At 42.3% G+C, this 15442-nt stretch carries 17 protein-coding genes and 1 pseudogene; 10 read left to right on the forward strand and 8 right to left on the reverse strand.

Annotated features, from left to right (window positions below):
- The first annotated feature begins 19 nt into the window (after positions 1-19).
- Positions 20-901 carry a phosphatidate cytidylyltransferase gene (locus tag GJB62_RS12960; protein WP_114084476.1) on the forward strand — a complete coding sequence of 294 codons (882 nt, stop codon included), beginning with the start codon at positions 20-22 and terminating at the stop codon, positions 899-901.
- A gap of 381 nt (positions 902-1282) precedes the next feature.
- Here GJB62_RS12960 and GJB62_RS12965 read toward each other — a convergent pair whose 3' ends face one another.
- A complete protein-coding gene (locus GJB62_RS12965; protein ID WP_114084475.1) occupies positions 1283-1999 on the reverse strand; it encodes a DUF2993 domain-containing protein in 717 nt (238 codons plus the stop codon).
- Between the two features lie 133 nt (positions 2000-2132).
- On the opposite strand from GJB62_RS12965, the gene GJB62_RS12970 reads away from it, so the two are divergent.
- Positions 2133-2945, forward strand: coding sequence for a pseudouridine synthase (locus tag GJB62_RS12970; RefSeq protein ID WP_114084474.1), 813 nt, complete (start codon positions 2133-2135; stop codon positions 2943-2945).
- Positions 2920-3738 (forward strand): RodZ domain-containing protein, encoded by an 819-nt coding sequence (locus GJB62_RS12975; RefSeq protein WP_114084473.1) that lies wholly within the window; start codon positions 2920-2922, stop codon positions 3736-3738. Before GJB62_RS12970 ends, GJB62_RS12975 begins: the two co-directional genes overlap by 26 nt.
- Before the next feature lie 199 nt (positions 3739-3937).
- Here GJB62_RS12975 and malQ read toward each other — a convergent pair whose 3' ends face one another.
- Positions 3938-5446 carry a 4-alpha-glucanotransferase gene (gene malQ / locus GJB62_RS12980; RefSeq protein ID WP_114084472.1) on the reverse strand — a complete coding sequence of 503 codons (1509 nt, stop codon included), beginning with the start codon at positions 5444-5446 and terminating at the stop codon, positions 3938-3940.
- Positions 5447-5683: 237 nt separating this feature from the next.
- Here malQ and GJB62_RS12985 point away from each other — a divergent pair, with 237 nt between their 5' ends.
- Positions 5684-6115 carry an NUDIX hydrolase gene (locus GJB62_RS12985; protein ID WP_012412054.1) on the forward strand — a complete coding sequence of 144 codons (432 nt, stop codon included), beginning with the start codon at positions 5684-5686 and terminating at the stop codon, positions 6113-6115.
- 111 nt (positions 6116-6226) lie between these two features.
- Here the strand turns inward: GJB62_RS12985 and GJB62_RS12990 are convergent, their stop codons facing one another.
- Positions 6227-6670, reverse strand: a complete 444-nt coding sequence (locus tag GJB62_RS12990) for a type II toxin-antitoxin system VapC family toxin (RefSeq protein WP_114084471.1) — start codon at positions 6668-6670, stop codon at positions 6227-6229.
- 2 nt (positions 6671-6672) lie between these two features.
- Positions 6673-6981, reverse strand: a complete 309-nt coding sequence (locus GJB62_RS12995) for a hypothetical protein (RefSeq protein ID WP_114084470.1) — start codon at positions 6979-6981, stop codon at positions 6673-6675.
- Positions 6982-7205: 224 nt separating this feature from the next.
- Between GJB62_RS12995 and GJB62_RS13000 the strand changes: the two genes are divergently transcribed.
- From GJB62_RS13000 to GJB62_RS13020, 5 genes and pseudogenes are all read left to right on the forward strand, one after another.
- Entirely contained in the window at positions 7206-8333 is a 1128-nt protein-coding gene (locus GJB62_RS13000; RefSeq protein WP_114084469.1) for a Rid family detoxifying hydrolase, read from the forward strand.
- 152 nt (positions 8334-8485) lie between these two features.
- Positions 8486-9460, forward strand: coding sequence for a phosphate/phosphite/phosphonate ABC transporter substrate-binding protein (locus GJB62_RS13005; RefSeq protein WP_114084468.1), 975 nt, complete (start codon positions 8486-8488; stop codon positions 9458-9460).
- A 239-nt stretch (positions 9461-9699) separates the two neighbouring features.
- Positions 9700-10434 (forward strand): ATP-binding cassette domain-containing protein, encoded by a 735-nt coding sequence (locus GJB62_RS13010; protein WP_114084467.1) that lies wholly within the window; start codon positions 9700-9702, stop codon positions 10432-10434.
- A 221-nt stretch (positions 10435-10655) separates the two neighbouring features.
- Positions 10656-11450: a phosphonate ABC transporter, permease protein PhnE gene (phnE, locus tag GJB62_RS13015; RefSeq protein ID WP_114084465.1), complete on the forward strand. Its 795-nt coding sequence runs from the start codon at positions 10656-10658 to the stop codon at positions 11448-11450.
- Positions 11451-11552: 102 nt separating this feature from the next.
- Positions 11553-11915, forward strand: a pseudogene (locus GJB62_RS13020) (hypothetical protein); the annotation flags it as partial.
- Here the strand turns inward: GJB62_RS13020 and GJB62_RS13025 are convergent.
- A complete protein-coding gene (locus GJB62_RS13025) occupies positions 11878-12615 on the reverse strand; it encodes a transposase (RefSeq protein ID WP_159402511.1) in 738 nt (245 codons plus the stop codon). The pseudogene GJB62_RS13020 and the gene GJB62_RS13025 sit on opposite strands and share 38 nt — an antisense overlap.
- 310 nt (positions 12616-12925) lie before the next feature.
- Here GJB62_RS13025 and GJB62_RS13030 point away from each other — a divergent pair, with 310 nt between their 5' ends.
- A complete protein-coding gene (locus tag GJB62_RS13030) occupies positions 12926-13327 on the forward strand; it encodes a hypothetical protein (RefSeq protein ID WP_114081497.1) in 402 nt (133 codons plus the stop codon).
- 145 nt (positions 13328-13472) lie between these two features.
- Here the strand turns inward: GJB62_RS13030 and GJB62_RS13035 are convergent, their stop codons facing one another.
- The 3 genes from GJB62_RS13035 to GJB62_RS13045 form a co-directional block, all read right to left on the reverse strand.
- Complete coding sequence (locus tag GJB62_RS13035; RefSeq protein WP_245246157.1) at positions 13473-13838, reverse strand: hypothetical protein; 366 nt, start codon at positions 13836-13838, stop codon at positions 13473-13475.
- A 518-nt stretch (positions 13839-14356) separates the two neighbouring features.
- Complete coding sequence (locus GJB62_RS13040; protein ID WP_114081495.1) at positions 14357-15013, reverse strand: (2Fe-2S) ferredoxin domain-containing protein; 657 nt, start codon at positions 15011-15013, stop codon at positions 14357-14359.
- 58 nt (positions 15014-15071) lie between these two features.
- A complete protein-coding gene (locus tag GJB62_RS13045) occupies positions 15072-15335 on the reverse strand; it encodes an Asr1405/Asl0597 family protein (protein WP_114081510.1) in 264 nt (87 codons plus the stop codon).
- Positions 15336-15442 lie beyond the last annotated feature (107 nt).

Consider the following 15442-nt stretch of genomic DNA (forward strand, 5'->3'; position numbering starts at 1 on the left):
CCCAATATTTAATACTTCTATGCCTTGGTCTCGGATTATTAGTGGAATTGTTGCGATCGCTCTTGCTCTTTCTGTTACCCTTTTGGGTGGCTGGTACTTTACCATCATGTTTGCGGTTGTTATCTTTTTGGGTCAACAGGAATATTTTAATTTGGTGCGAGCCAGAGGCATCGCTCCCGCCGCGAAAACCACTATGCTTGTCAGCCTAGTTTTGCTAGTAATTTGTACCATTGATGGCAGTTTAGCTGACGCTGTGATGCCCTTAGCTGGCACACTTATCTGTTTTTACCTGTTATTTCAGCCCAAATTTGCCACGATCGCTGATGTTTCTGCTTCTATAATGGGGCTATTTTACGTAGGTTATTTGCCGAGTTACTGGGTGCGATTACGAGCAATTGATAGTGCCGTTTTTAGCAATCTACCTTTAGGGGGTTACTGGCCTACAACCTGGGCAGACTTCTGGGAAAAAGCAAGTTCTGCTTCTTTACCACAAGGTTTTACAGCAACAATGCTGACTTTTTTGTGTATTTGGGCAGCCGATATTGGTGCTTACACCATTGGCAAATTCTTTGGGAAAACCCGTCTGTCTGAGATTAGCCCGAAGAAAACTGTAGAAGGTGCTGTATTTGGCATTACTTCAAGTGTTGCTGTAGCCATAGCAGGAGCCTATTATCTCCACTTGCCCAGATCCTTGTTGACTGGTTTAGCATTGGGTTTGTTGATTGGCATTGCTAGTCTTTTAGGGGATCTTACCGAGTCTATGCTCAAGCGTGATGCTGGAGTCAAAGATTCTGGACAATTAATTCCCGGTCACGGTGGTATTTTAGACCGTACTGATAGTTATATTTTCACAGCACCTTTGGTTTATTATTTTGTAACACTACTGTTGCCGCTACTATAAAGCTTTTGGGTTGAGTTCAAAAGAGGCAGGGGTAAGGGAGCAGGAGGAAGGGAGCAGGGGAGGCAGGGGGAAAGATGGTGCAATTAACCCTTGTACAGGGGTTTCAAGCCCCTACATTCATGTATCACTTTATACCCTAGGTTTGATTACCCTGACCCTTTTGCTCTGGTTCTCCTCATCCCCTGAGAGGCGCTACGTCATTTAAAATAGGGTATTAACGTGATGTGCAACTTAATTCTTAGAACCCCTCTCCAAACCTCTCCCCGAAACGGAGAGAGGCTTTGATTTTTGCTCCCCTTCCCTGCAAGGGAAGGGGCTGGGGGTTAGGTTTGAAAGAAAGTTGCACACGGCGCGTATTAGTATTTTTTTATTTTTCACGATCTAAGGATTAACGTTAATCTGCCCTCGACACACTAGTTTGCCTGGGATCAACGTTAGTTCTTGGATATCGACATCTGAGCCAAGATCCAGATTGTACTCATGATTGTCGTCTAATATATCTCCCTCGTGGGGTTTAATTTTTATTTGTGTCAGTTGCAACTCATGCCCACTAAGTAACTGTAAGCCGCCCAGACAAATCTCTAGAGGCATTGTTTCTGTATTGGTTACTTTCAAGCCTCGCAGTATAATTTGATTGTTATCAAGGATAATTTCTTGCCAGTTTATTGGTTGTGACTTGGGGAAATTTGTTGGTAAAACTTTAACCAGCAAATCGCTCAAAGCAGTTGATAATAAGTCAGATGAGAGAGAAGTATTCAAATCATTCTCGTCTACGATCAAATCGCCAACCACTGATACTGTTTCTAACAGTCGTAATGGCTTTCCCTTAAGTACGGAACCAATGTTTATCTGAATATTTTCTGCCGTTAATTGAATTTGTGTAATTAGGAGACCTTGATAAACTGCATGAGTAGCAAAAATAGATACTAAGGGGATACGCCCAGAGAGAAGTTGGCGATCGCTTGCTTTAATCTCCACTTCTAATTCTGATATTTGGCTCACTTGCGCTCTCAACCAGAGCTTTAGGGCTTTTGTGAGTACCTGCGTAATTATGCGGATTTTATTTGCATTTGTCGTTTGAGAATTTTGCTCTGGCATCTAAGCAATCTGTTTATGAGTATTTGCTCAACAGCTGGACAGAAATTAAACAAGTCTTAAATGTAACATTTATGCCTACTCGCTACAAAATGCAAATATCATTTAATTGTTAACAGTAAATAAGTAATTCCAGATGGAGGAACGGTTACAAAAAATTCTTGCTCAATGGGGCATCGCCTCACGTCGTGAAGCTGAAGAAATGATTAGGCACTCACGGGTGCAAATCAATGGGGAATTGGCACATTTGGGTCAAAAGGTTGATCCCCAAAAAGATGCGATCGCAATTGATGGTAAAACTGTATCCGAAAAGCAGCGTCCGGCTTTAATATATCTATTGCTACATAAACCTGCGGGAGTAGTTTCGACTTGCTACGACCCTCACCGAAGAACAACAGTCCTGGATTTACTACCGAAAAAATTACGGGAGGGTTCAGGTATTCACCCAGTTGGGCGTTTAGATGCAGACTCAACGGGAGCATTAATCCTCACAAATGACGGAAATCTGACATTTGGACTAACCCATCCCCGCCACAGCATTTCCAAGACATATCATGTTTTGGTCAAAGGACATCCCCCAGAAGCAGTACTGCAAATGTGGCGTGAGGGTGTGGTGTTAGAGGGTAGAAAAACCAGAGCTGCTAAGGTACACCTAATAGAACATCGTGCCGAACAAAGCTTTTTAGAAATAGTGTTGCAGGAGGGAAGAAATCGCCAAATCCGCCGGATAGCTCAACAGTTAGGATACCCAGTAATCAAGCTGCATCGAACTGCTATCGGCCCAATTAAATTACAAACTCCAAAAGAACCCTTATTGTCAGAGGGTCAATATCGTTCCCTCAACGATCGTGAAATTCGCTTTTTGCAAGATCAGATAACGCAACCTATTAAAGATTCAGTGGAGTTAAGGAGTGTCAGTAGGCATGAAATGGCTAAGAAAGAAGAATAATCACCAGCCATCGCTTTCAATAGAGCAACAACGAACCGAAAAGTTGGCAGAATTGGGCGCTCAACTTTTGGCTTTGCGTCAAGAAAAGGGCTTATCTCTAGAGCAAGTGGTTGTATTAACCAGAATTCCTCAACGATTATTACAGGCGATCGAAGAAGGTAATATAAACGATCTCCCAGAACCAGTCTATATTCAGGGTTTGATCAGGCAATTTGCCGATGCTCTAGGCTTGAATGGAGTAGAATTTTCTGGCACTTTTCCGATCAGTTCTGCACAATTAAATCCTCAAGGTATGGGGAATACTTCACCCATTAATCAACTACGTCCGATTCACCTTTACTTTCTTTACGTATTGCTAATCGTATGCTCTGTAAATGGGTTGTCTCAGTTATTAAATAACGCGGTACTACAAGCAAGTAATAGCCAAAACCAAATATACCCAAAACAAAAATCCATTGTTAACCCAGAGCCAACCCAACCAAAAGATTCCCTAAAAGTTCAACCTGTCAGTAATCCCCTTGACGGCGGACAAGAGGGACAGGTTGTACAAATTGGTGTCACTTTGAAAGCGTCATCTTGGATTCGCGTCATAGCCGATGGTAAAACCGAGTTTGAGGGTATTCTTCCAGAAGGAACTCACCGGATTTGGAAAGCTCAAGAGCAACTGACAGTGAAAACTGATAATGCTGGTGGTGTATTGATGAGCGTCAATCAGGAGAAAGCTAAGGAAATGGGAGAGCCAGGGAAAGAGGAAGAAGTTAGGATTGCTGCCAAGCCTAATGTTTTGAGATAAGGGAGAAATAAATTCAAAATTTTACCCTTACAGGCAAGCAAACTAGGCGCAGTGTCTCCAAGACAATAAAAACACTAGGGGAGATGAGAGGCATGAGGAGGACAAGGAAGACAAGGAGGCATTTACACCTCCCTCTTCCTTGTCTCCCTTGTCTCCCTTGTCTCCCTTGTCTCCCTTGTCTCCCTTGTCTCCCTACTCCTTAATTTTCTTGCGGCGCACGTCCATTAAGTCTGGTAAGAACTTTTAAGCGATCGCGTAATTCATCTCTCAACGCTTCTGCTTGATAGCGCCACCCCCAGTTACCCTCAGCAGTACTAGGAAAATTCATCCGCGCTTCGTTTCCTAATCCCAAAACATCTTGCAAGGGAATAATCGCTTGATTAGCTATAGAACTCAAAGCTAGGCGAATTAAATCCCACTGGATGCCTTCAGGACTAATAGAACCTAAATAAAGCCATAAGTTATGCTTTTCGTTATCATTAGCTGAATTGAACCAGCCTACAGTTGTGTCATTATCGTGAGTGCCGGTATAAACTACAGCATTTCGCGGGTAATTGAATGGTAAGAATGGATTACCGGGATCAGAACCAAAGGCAAACTGCAAAACCTTCATTCCAGGAAATTCATACTTGTCTCGGAGCGCTTCTACCTCTGGTGTAATTACTCCCAAATCTTCTGCCAAGACGGGTAGCTTGCCCAACTTCTCCCTAATCGCTGCAAAAAAAGCGTCTCCAGGTGCTTCCACCCATTCGCCATTCATGGCAGTTTCTTCGCCTTTGGGTACTGACCAATATGCCTCGAAGCCTCGGAAGTGGTCAATGCGAATTATATCGACATAATCTAGCATTGCTTCAAAGCGTTGCACCCACCATTTAAAGTCTTGTTTTTGCAATTCCTCCCAGTTATAAACTGGGTTGCCCCACAATTGACCGGTGGCGCTAAAGTAATCTGGTGGGACTCCCGCCATTTGAGCAGCTTCTCCTGTCTCTTCGTCTAAGCAAAAGATATCGGGATGTGCCCACACGTCAGCACTATCGTGAGATACGTAAATAGGGATATCGCCAATAATGTCAATACCGCGCATATTGGCATAGTTTTTCAGGTCTGACCACTGCCGGAAAAACTCAAATTGGACGAACTTGTAATAAAAAATATCTCCGTTGAGCCGATCCTCTGCTTGAGCTAATGCTTCAGGTTTACGCTTGAAAAATTCTGCTTCCCATGTATGCCAGCTTGCACCATTATGGGCATCTTTCAGCGCCATAAATAAGGCGTAATTCTCTAGCCAGTAGGCTTTGCTGTCGCAAAAACCTTCAAACTCTTTCTGCTGGATAGGCGTAGCATTGGCTCTAAAGTTTTCACAGGCTTTTTTAAGTAGCCCAATCTTAATTGGCACAACCTGGTCAAAGTCTACCTTTTCTACCGGAAATCCTGGTAAATGAGCAAAGTCTTCTTCAGATAGCAAACCCTCATCTCGTAGTTTTTCTGGGCTAATCAACAGGGGATTTCCTGCCATTGCCGAGTAGCACATATACGGGGAATTACCATATCCAGTGGGGCCTAGGGGTAAAACTTGCCAATATTGTTGATGGGTATCTTTGAGAAAATCAATAAAGCGATAGGCTTCTAAGCCTAAATCTCCAACGCCAAATCGACTGGGAAAGGATGTAGGATGCAGCAAAATACCACTGGATCTAGGAAAAGGCATAAGTAACCTGAATTATGAGAGAGAGCAATTGTTTGATGCACACGCTACGCGATTGCCCAAGGGGCAGTGGCAAAGCCAACGCATCGAATTTATCACGGAACAGTATTTGCACGGTAAATCAAGTAAACTCATTTTGATTGTCATTTGTCTTTTGTCCTTTGTGAATAACCAATACTTCGACTACGCTCAGTACAAGTGACTAATGACCAATGACCAATGACTAATGACTAAATAAATATGACTTACCGAAATCCTGCACCGACAGTTGATATCATCATTGAACTAGTAGATCGACCTCATCGGCCAATAGTGTTAATTGAAAGACATAATCTACCTTTAGGTTGGGCTATTCCTGGTGGGTTTGTAGATTATGGGGAAGCCGTGGAAGTGGCGGCCCGGCGAGAAGCTGAGGAAGAAACGGGTTTGCAGGTGGAATTAGTTGAACAATTACTGGTGTATTCTGACCCCAATCGCGATCCGCGTCAGCATACGATTAGCATCGTGTTTTTGGCGACAGCGACGGGGGAACCAAAGGCTGGGGATGATGCCAAGGGTGTAGGAATTTTTGAGTATTGGTGTGTGCCGGGGAATTTATGTTTTGACCACGATCGCATTCTGCGCGATTATTGGCGATATCGGCATTATGGGATACGTCCGAGGTTGGGGTAAGAGGGACGAACCTCCAAGACGCAGAGAGAAGAGGGGAGAAGAATATCTTGAATTCCCCAACATACAGTTTGTGTTAACGTTCTGTAGGAATCGGTTGGTGTTGGGAAGATGTCAAAGCCAAGATTCTAAGGCTAAGGTTTGCACCTGTTGTATCCTTTGAAAATCGCTGTCTCCTGAGACGACGGTGAGGTTATAGTGCAGAGCGGTTGATGCTATCCACAAGTCGTTATCGCTAAAACCCAAATCTTGAACTGTAAACTTTCTACGCTTTGCTTTGTCTTTGGGGCCAAAATGTTCGACAATTTCCCCTTTGAGGCTACCGTAAACATCGGCAACCCCTCCACTAATCGGGTAAAGGTCAATAGTTTGCAGAAAAGTTCTGACAAAGCGAAGATTTGCTTCTTGTTGAGAAGACTTTTGCACCATGTAAAGGAGTTCACCTTGCACAATAACGCTAGTTGCAACCCCTAAACCGATGTGTTCTTGTAACCGACGAATGACGTTTGTTTCTCCAAAAATGATCCGGCTACAATGGTTGGTGTCTAAGAGGTACATCACTAAAATTCAGCCGGGGAACGGGTTTCGTAAACAAGCTGTAAGCACTCCTCAAAATCATCCCCTTGCCAGGTTCCGGCAAATTTTAGCAAGTCTTCTGCTTTAGAGCCTCTAATAATTGGTGTTGCTTCCTGTATTTCCGGTTTTGTTTGATGATTGGAAGTATCATCATTTTTTTCCGTTGACAGGTCAAGAGATATTTCCTCGGTTGTTGGTTTTGTCTTGAGAAAACGTAAAAAATCCAGTGTTTCAGCTAGTAGAACATCTGAGGATGATTCAATTTCTTGGAGCAGTATTTCTTTAATATTCATCCTGGTTTATTCATAAATAATATTTTGCAGTCTGTCGTAACAGTATTATACGAGTGCGATCGCGATGCTGACTTGATGGCATTATGGGGATGTGTTCGAGGTTGGGTTAAGGTAAGAAGAACGAACCGCGAAGGCGCGAAGGGCACGAAGGAATAGGGGAGAAGAATACCTGTGACACAAAGTTTTTGTGATTATACTGTGTCAGTGGTATTTAAAGGTGCATTATGGATGCTGAGGAATTTTTGGAAAGATACGCAGCAGGGACACGGCAGTTTCATAAAGGAAATCGCCAAGGCATAGACCTTAAAGGTGCAGACCTAAGTGAGATAGACCTATTTAGTTCAAATTGGAATGGAGCAGATTTGAGTGAGGCAACCCTAATTAGGGCAAAACTTAATAGTACAAGCCTCAGTAGAGCATCTCTAACAAATGCAAATTTGAGTGGAATAGAAGGTTCTTCAATCAATCTTAGTTGGGCAGACCTCAGTGATGCGGACTTAAGTTATGCAAACTTGAGTAATGCAAATCTAAGTGGAGCAGACTTTACTAGAGCCAACTTTACTCAGGTAAAGCTAACTGAAGTAAATTTTTCCGGTGCAAATCTCCAGAAAGCTAAACTTCGGGGAGTCACTTTGGAGAAATGTAATTTATCAGAGGTCAATTTAGCTGAGGCAGATTTAGTCAGAGTTTCCTTAGAACGAGCAAACCTTAATAAAGCATGTCTACAAGGCGCAAATCTAGAAAGAGCTTGTCTTTTATATGCAAACCTAATGATGGCAAACCTTGATGGTACAAACCTGAAAAAGGCAAATTTAACTGGAGCAAATATCTATGGGGCAACCTTTAAAAATGCTGACCTGACTGGTGCGATAATGCCAGATGGAGAGATTTACAAACCGATCGCAGCTGAAGCGGAAATCGGTAAACAGGAAACATCGTTAGAGAAAGTAATATCTATGACCCGTAAAGTAATTAATACTGATAACGCACCCGCTCCAGTCGGCCCTTATAATCAAGCGATCGCAGCTTCAGGTCAATTTTTATTCATCGCCGGACAAATTGCCATCGATCCCCGCCTTGGTGATGTTGTCTACACTGATGATGTCAAAAAGCAAACTGAGCAGGTATTAGCTAACCTTGAAGCCATCCTCACGGCAGCCGGTGCAACTTTTGAAGATGTGGTGAAAACCACCGTATTTCTAGCTGATATGAATGATTTCACGGCGGTGAATGCCGTTTATGCTAAATATTTCCCGGAAAATACAGCCCCAGCGCGGGCTTGTGTTCAGGTATCGCGCTTACCTAAAGATGTGTTGGTAGAGATTGATGCGATCGCTGTAATTAGCGGTTAGTGCCAATACATTCACAAAAGAAGCCTACAACTCTACAAATAAACTAGGCTTTCTTATTGACTTTTTTTCTTAAAAGCTATAAATCTTTTTTAGGGATTAATTAAAATTAATTAGCAAAAAAACTGAGAAAACTTCCTAATGGAGAGTTGCAAATGAGTGTGAGGAAAAAGAGCTTATTGGGCGCTGGCGCGGCATTTGCAGTGCTTACAGGTTTAGTCGTCAGCACAGTAGGGGCTATGCAGGCAACGATCGCCAACCCCACCACTAATCAACAGACACCACGCTTACTCGCTCAAGGGCAGAAGACTTTAACAATAGTTTTTCCCAGTCGTGCTGATTCTACAGACTTGCAAAATAAGGCAAATGCGGTAGGAGCTTTTTTATCGAAAGAGTTAGGAATTCCAGTCGTCGCCCAAGTTGGTGATGATACAGCTGCTGTAGAAGCTTTAAGAGCAAATCGGGCTGATGTCGCTTTTTTAAGTAGCCGTCCAGCTTTGAAAGCGAAACAATTAGCAAACGCCAGCTTGTATCTAGCCGAAGTTCGTTCAACTTATTCTGGAAGATACACCTATAGCTCAACATTTGTTGTCCCTAAGAATAGTCCCCTAAAAACTCAAAATTCAGCTAAAGCCACTTTAGAACAACTACGGGGCAAGAAAATGGCTTTTACTTCCCCTACTTCTGGCTCTGGGTTTATTATCCCTGTCGCTGAGTTGGTCAAACAAAAATTTGTACCCAACCGCGATCGCTTAGATGATTTCTTTGGTCAAGTTTCTTATGGCGGCAATTACAGCAAAGCCTTACAAGCAGTTGTGCGCGGTCAAGCTGATGTGGCTGTTGTGTCAGAATATGCTCTGAATCCACCTTATATCACCGCCGAAGAAAAGAGTCAGTTACGGGTTCTGCACAAAATTACTGGTGTACCTGCCCACGGTATTGCCATTGATGATGATGTTCCAGCCCCAACACGGGAAAAAATCATCAACGCTTTACTGAAATTAAATCAGTCGCAAAATAATAAGTTGTTAAGCGACTTGTATAATTCCACAGAATTAGTGCGAATTAACCACGATCGTCACCTAGCAACCATCCGTGACGCTCTGCAAATCGCTGGCATTGAACCATAATTTAGTTAACAGTTATTCAGTGAACATCTTGAATAACTATTAGCAGATGTTTTAAAAGTGATTGGCTGTAATTTTAGGCACTTCTAGATCCCCCCTAACCCCCCTTCAAAATGGGGGAACCGGAATCAAAGTTCCCCTTCAAAGTCCCCCTTTTTAAGGGGGATTTAGGGGGATCTAAAACGTTTTATTACCGACCAAAGAAGTTTTAAAACATCCTCTTAGCAGATAAACAAATTTCTATGAATGATTATGTTATTGAGTGTCATAACCTAGAGACAGCTTATACTCCTTCTCTGAATCGTCCTATTCTCAATGGGATTAATTGCCAGATTAAACGGGGTGAATTTGCCGTTTTGCTGGGGCTAAACGGTGCTGGTAAGTCTACATTACTACGATCGCTAGTTGGACTAGTGCCATCAGTAAGAGGAGAATTGCTCGTCAATAATGTTGAGATGAATTCCCGAACACTGCCAAAAATTCGGCGCGATGTTGGGATGTTATTTCAAGGTGGCGGATTGATTCGGCAGTTATCAGCACTGGAAAATGTCTTGTGCGGATGCCTTGGTAAAAGAACAACTTGGCAAACACTGTTGGGATTTTCCAAACGCGATCGCTTGTTGGCACTAAATTTATTAGAACAGTTAGGACTGGGAGAGTTAGCTTTTCAAAAAACCAGTCAATTAAGTGGCGGACAACAACAACGAGTAGCGATCGCTCGGACTTTAATTCAATCACCGCAAATTCTCTTAGTTGATGAACCCATCACTGGCTTAGATGTTGTCGCATCGCAACAAGTCATGGAAACTCTATCTGAATTGCACACTCAGCAAGGTATGACTATTGTTGCAGTTTTGCACGATTTGGGAATCGCAGAAAAATACGCCCAACGAGCGATCGTCTTAGATGCTGGACGCGTCGTTTACCAAGGACTTTGTGACAACTTACAAGCTCAATTTGCGAAAGTTTCTGCTTAAGGGACTTCCAAATAAAAAATATCCAATTAACTCCTGTGGGGTGGGCATCTTGCCCGCCATATAGACTGGGCGGGCAAGATGCCCACCCCACAATATTGGATAATTTATTTCTTGGAGTTCCCTGAGTGGAATTTGATTTAACAAAACAGAATTCAGTCGCCAGAATTCAAAATTCATTCTGACTCCTGGATTCTGACTCCTGAATTCTTCTTCAATACAATATGAGTTACTTTTTTAAGTCAAAACGCTTACGCTTCTACCCTTGGCTAAGTTCTCTACTCATCTCATTAATTGTTGTGGTAGTTTATGGTTGGGCTTTGCGAGGACTCAAACTCGATTTTGAACTGCTAAGTTCTAGCTGGCCATACATCACCGATTTTATTACCCGGTTATTTCCTCCCGATTGGAAAGTTTTAGATATTGCAGTTAAGGCATTAATTGAAACTGTACAGATGTCTTTATGGGGAACTACCATTGGGGCAATTCTTTCTGTACCGATTGCTATAGCTAGCGCCAGCAACGTTGCGCCTGGGTGGTTGCGATCGCTAGCTAATTTGCTGCAAAATACTGTACGTTCTGTCCCCTCAATTATTCTGGGGCTAATTTTTGTTGCCGCCACTGGCTTAGGCGCACCAGCAGGAACTTTAGCTTTGGGAATCTACACCATCGGCTACCTTGCCAAATTTTATCAACAGGCAATTGAAGCAGTTGATCCGCGTTCTCTTGAATCGTTGGAAGTTATCGGAGCCTCCAAGTTACAGATTGCTCAATACGGCATTCTCCCGCAAGTGCTACCTCTGGGATTGGGTTACACCTTTTGGATGTTTGAGTACAACATCCGTGCTGCTTCTGTCTTGGGTGTAGTTGGTGCAGGTGGTATTGGCTTTCAGTTAAAAAGTTACATCGACGGGTTCGAGTACACCAAAGCAACAACCATGATGCTAGTGCTTTTGGTAGTCGTCACTGTAATTGATGCTTTTAGTAGCCAATTACGTCATCGGCTCGATTCTATGTAATAAATTCTTGGTGTCTTGGCAGTAGACTGTTTTGAAAGCTAATGCGATCACTTCTACAACTTTGGGAATACTGAAATGAAGTACCCTAAAGGAGTATTAAAAATGGCAGAAAATCGCATCAGTGCCAGCCTAGCCCCAGCAGATAAAGAAGCAGTCATGCAGGCGATCGCTACTATTAGAGAAAAGTTACCGTTTTTGGTTGATTTGACCCCTGAAGACCGGCGAACGATGCTGAAGATGGGAGATAAAAGTCGGGCTTTTGTTAGCAAAGCCTTAGAAGTAGCGACACAGAATCCTAACTTTTTGCCTCGTTACTTTGATTTAGAAGAGATGCGCCGGGACTTGGAAATATATGAGGACTTGTATCCGGTACTGTTGTCTCTAACGCAACTGCAAGAATTGGTAGATGATACCTGTATCACTGCTGCTAGTGAAGCGTATGCAGCAGCATTAGCAGTGTATAGCTAGGTAGAGTTTCGGAAGGTTGCCAGAAGGTTTGGTAGTGTTCTAACTCTTGTGAGAGAACCTTGATTCCTTTTTCATAGGTTGCTTCAACACGGTGAACAATGGGTGCAATCCCTTTCCAAGTCATATTGGAAGCCCACTTGATGGCAACTTCAATCGAATCCAGAATTGCGCCATTCCAATAGTTCTCTAGGGCTGCCCAACACCTCTCTATGGGATTGTACTTGCTATGGTACGGAGGATAGTAAATCAGTCGGATTCTTAAATTAATTGCTTGAGACAGTTCAACCATACGTTTGATAAACTGTGTGCGGTTACTGCGAGTTGCTGCACCACCATCAAGGTCAATCACCCATTCATCATAATCTTGGTAATCGTGTTGATTCTCATACCACCAAGCAGTTAAACAATCGACAATAAAATCACTGGTTTCAGCCGACTGACCTAAGTAAATCGTAAGCTTTTCACTGTGTGTGTTGAGAATGCCAAAAGGAACTAAGACTGCCTCCCACTGTGTATCGTGGTCATCCGCAGCTTTTGCTTCCAGTGTTCGAGCTTTACCACCTCTGGAAAGATTGCCAATCTTCACCTTGGCTTTAGTATCGATAGAGACTCGCAACGATTTGGGATTCTCATCCGATGCCTGATTTTCCTGAAACACATTGTCGAAAATGGCATCTGTTTGCGGAATCTTTTTCAAGGGCTTTGTTTTTTGTGTTTTTTTAGGCGATACCCCAAGCTATTAAGAATCTTCCCCAGAGTTTGACGAGACGGCAATTGACTGTGGTCATAACCTATTTCACTGATTAAGTTTTGTAAATCTCATAAACTACAAGATTTATTTTCTGAATACTCAACTCATTTTCTCATGATTTGAAAAATACTTAACACAGCTAATTACTGTTATTAATTTCAGCAATGTCCTCTAGGTACGCCACTTTGACATAGTACGTAAATACTATAAAATTGCGATCGCACTGTGCCAGTTGCGTAAGTCCTGTTACCAACGAATGCAGCGCTACCATGAAGCACCGCAAGATTTAGACCGCACCATTGGACTTAACCGACATTACCAAGATGATTGGTATTTCTACGAGCGTGCTTTAACTTACCTAGCCCTTAATCAACCAGACAAAGCACGGGCTGACTTGGCGCTTGCTATGAAGCTTGCTAAAGAGCATTACGAAAAAGATGCTAGAAACTGGCGTAATAGCTTTAACTTAGCTCTTTACTATTTGGCTGCTCAATATAATCAACCAGCAGAGCATTTATATCGGCATACCATATCTCAAGGTGCTTCCTTAGAGCGTATCCGTATAGCAGTCCAAGACCTGAATGACTTTTTAGCTGTGTTCCCTAACCATGTGCAGGCTACATCTATGCAACAGTTGTTGCAGTCTTCTCTAACTTAGGTCATGTAATTTTCACTAAAAATATAAAGCGATCGCTTCTACTACTTTGCCTTGCTCATGACAAAGCTGTTTTGCAATTCTAATACCAATTTAAAAATGAGTAGGAGGAATTTTAGATGATCGGTCAGGTCAAAATGGGATTTGTCTAAATCCACTCAAATCCCTGTGTGGCTAAAAATTCTTTAGCTGGTTCCAAAATATCTTTGCTTAAAATCAGCTTGACTTTTGGAGAACTAAGATGCAAACGAAAACGCTCAATAAAAAGTTGGTTAGCAGGTTCAATTTTCCTAATGGCACTCCAGGGAATCAACAACGGCGGAAGTCCCAAGCCAAATAAGGGGAAAATACTCAGATAAATCCCTTGAGGAGTTATACCAACATTTAAAGTTCCTTTGTAGTACACCAAACCCACAGAACCGCTTTGCATTCGGGAAAAGTTTTGTGGCGGCGCTTCTTTCGTGCGGTAGAGTTTAGCCAGGCGATTCCAGTCATGACGGAATAGAAAAATCATGACTATCGTGGAAAATGTAAAAAAAAAGATGTATATCCACTGAGGGGTATGTGGCATTTGTTTTTAAATTATTGATGATTGACGCTTCAAATCTAAGCGATGTCTAACGACAAGTCTCTTTGCGCCTACGCATTCATCAATCAACTACATACCCTTGAATTTTTCCAAATTATGGGAGCATCCCGGTTAAAAATTGCTTAATAAAAATCCCATTCATTCAAAAAACTGGCTTTAAATTAAGGCCAGTTTTTTGATTTTATTGCAAACTTCTATCGGACTTTACGGCCGAGTATTAACGGAACACACTTGAGAAGATATTATTAAACTTTCTCATTCAAATGTCAAGATTTCACTAAATAGGTGGGTGGCAAAATCCACAAGTACGTAATTGCGAGTGAAATGTTCTCCTGCAAAGAGGCAAGCTACTTGCAGCATCTCTTATGAGAAGCAATCACAAAGATTTCAGCTATATTACATTTTATTGCATAGTTAGGTTTATTCATGCTTACCTGCTTACGTCAGCAAAACTTGCCATTAGATATGGCCACTTCCCTTAAATTCTCTGGCTGTGCTTCTAAACTCTTGTCACCAAAATGCTTATCCATCAACCTGGGGATTTGTGCAGCCTGAATTCGGCTATGACGTGTTTTATCTGGCATAACTAGGTTTGGCCCAGCTTTACAATTTTTCATACAACCAGTGCCCTTGATTGTAACTTGGTCTTCTAAACCGCGATCGCTTAAAGCTGCCTCCAATGCCTGACAAACTGCTTTACCACCGCGTTTCATACAATCAGACTTTTGACACACCAAAATTGTGGCTTTAGCCTTAGCTGGCTTTACTTTGACATTATCAATAGATGGGGGTTCTTGTACTGGTGTGATCGTTTCAACTCTCCCCATATCAGAACGCGCCGCCATTACCCGTTCAGCTTTCAGAGTGATAGTACCATCCTTCAAATCATGCTTTTTATAACCAACAACTTGCAGCCAAGTCCCTGATGGTAAGCGCAAGTCAAAAGCAGCCCGTAAATGTTTAGCTAGTTTAATGTAAGACTCACCTTCATGAGTCCCCAGCATTAAGCCTTTAAGCTTATAGCCATCTTTAATAACAAAATTTATAAATCTGCCCTCAAGACAAAATTCTGATACTTCCATAGTGTGAGATGCACCCATTTTTTTGATCTCCTTTTAACTAAGTACAAGCAATCAAGCAAGATATTCTCAGCAGTAGCTAAAAATTAGAACTGTTGTTAGCAATTTTCCAACAGTACTCAAGAGCCAAAATTTGCTCTTGACGAGAGGCTGTTAATCGCTGTATCACACTCCAAAGTTGAACAGCTATCACAGGAGAGCTAATTTCAACTTTCAATGGCTGGTTAGCTATACAAGTACAGGGAATATCTAACTCCTTTAGGCGTTGATAGACTTGCCAGCGATCTGCCCAATTCACCTCTACAAGGTGGTTGCTTTCTATTTCTGAACTAAACGATTTCAAGAGAATTGCCCTCAAAGTGCAACAAACTTGCAGTAATTACCGCGATTTAACTCTCTGCTTAGTGAAAGTTTTAGGAGTGTAACCTCTTAAAACCAGCATACCTTAAG

Source organism: Nostoc sp. ATCC 53789 (assembly GCF_009873495.1).
GTDB lineage: Bacteria > Cyanobacteriota > Cyanobacteriia > Cyanobacteriales > Nostocaceae > Nostoc > Nostoc muscorum_A.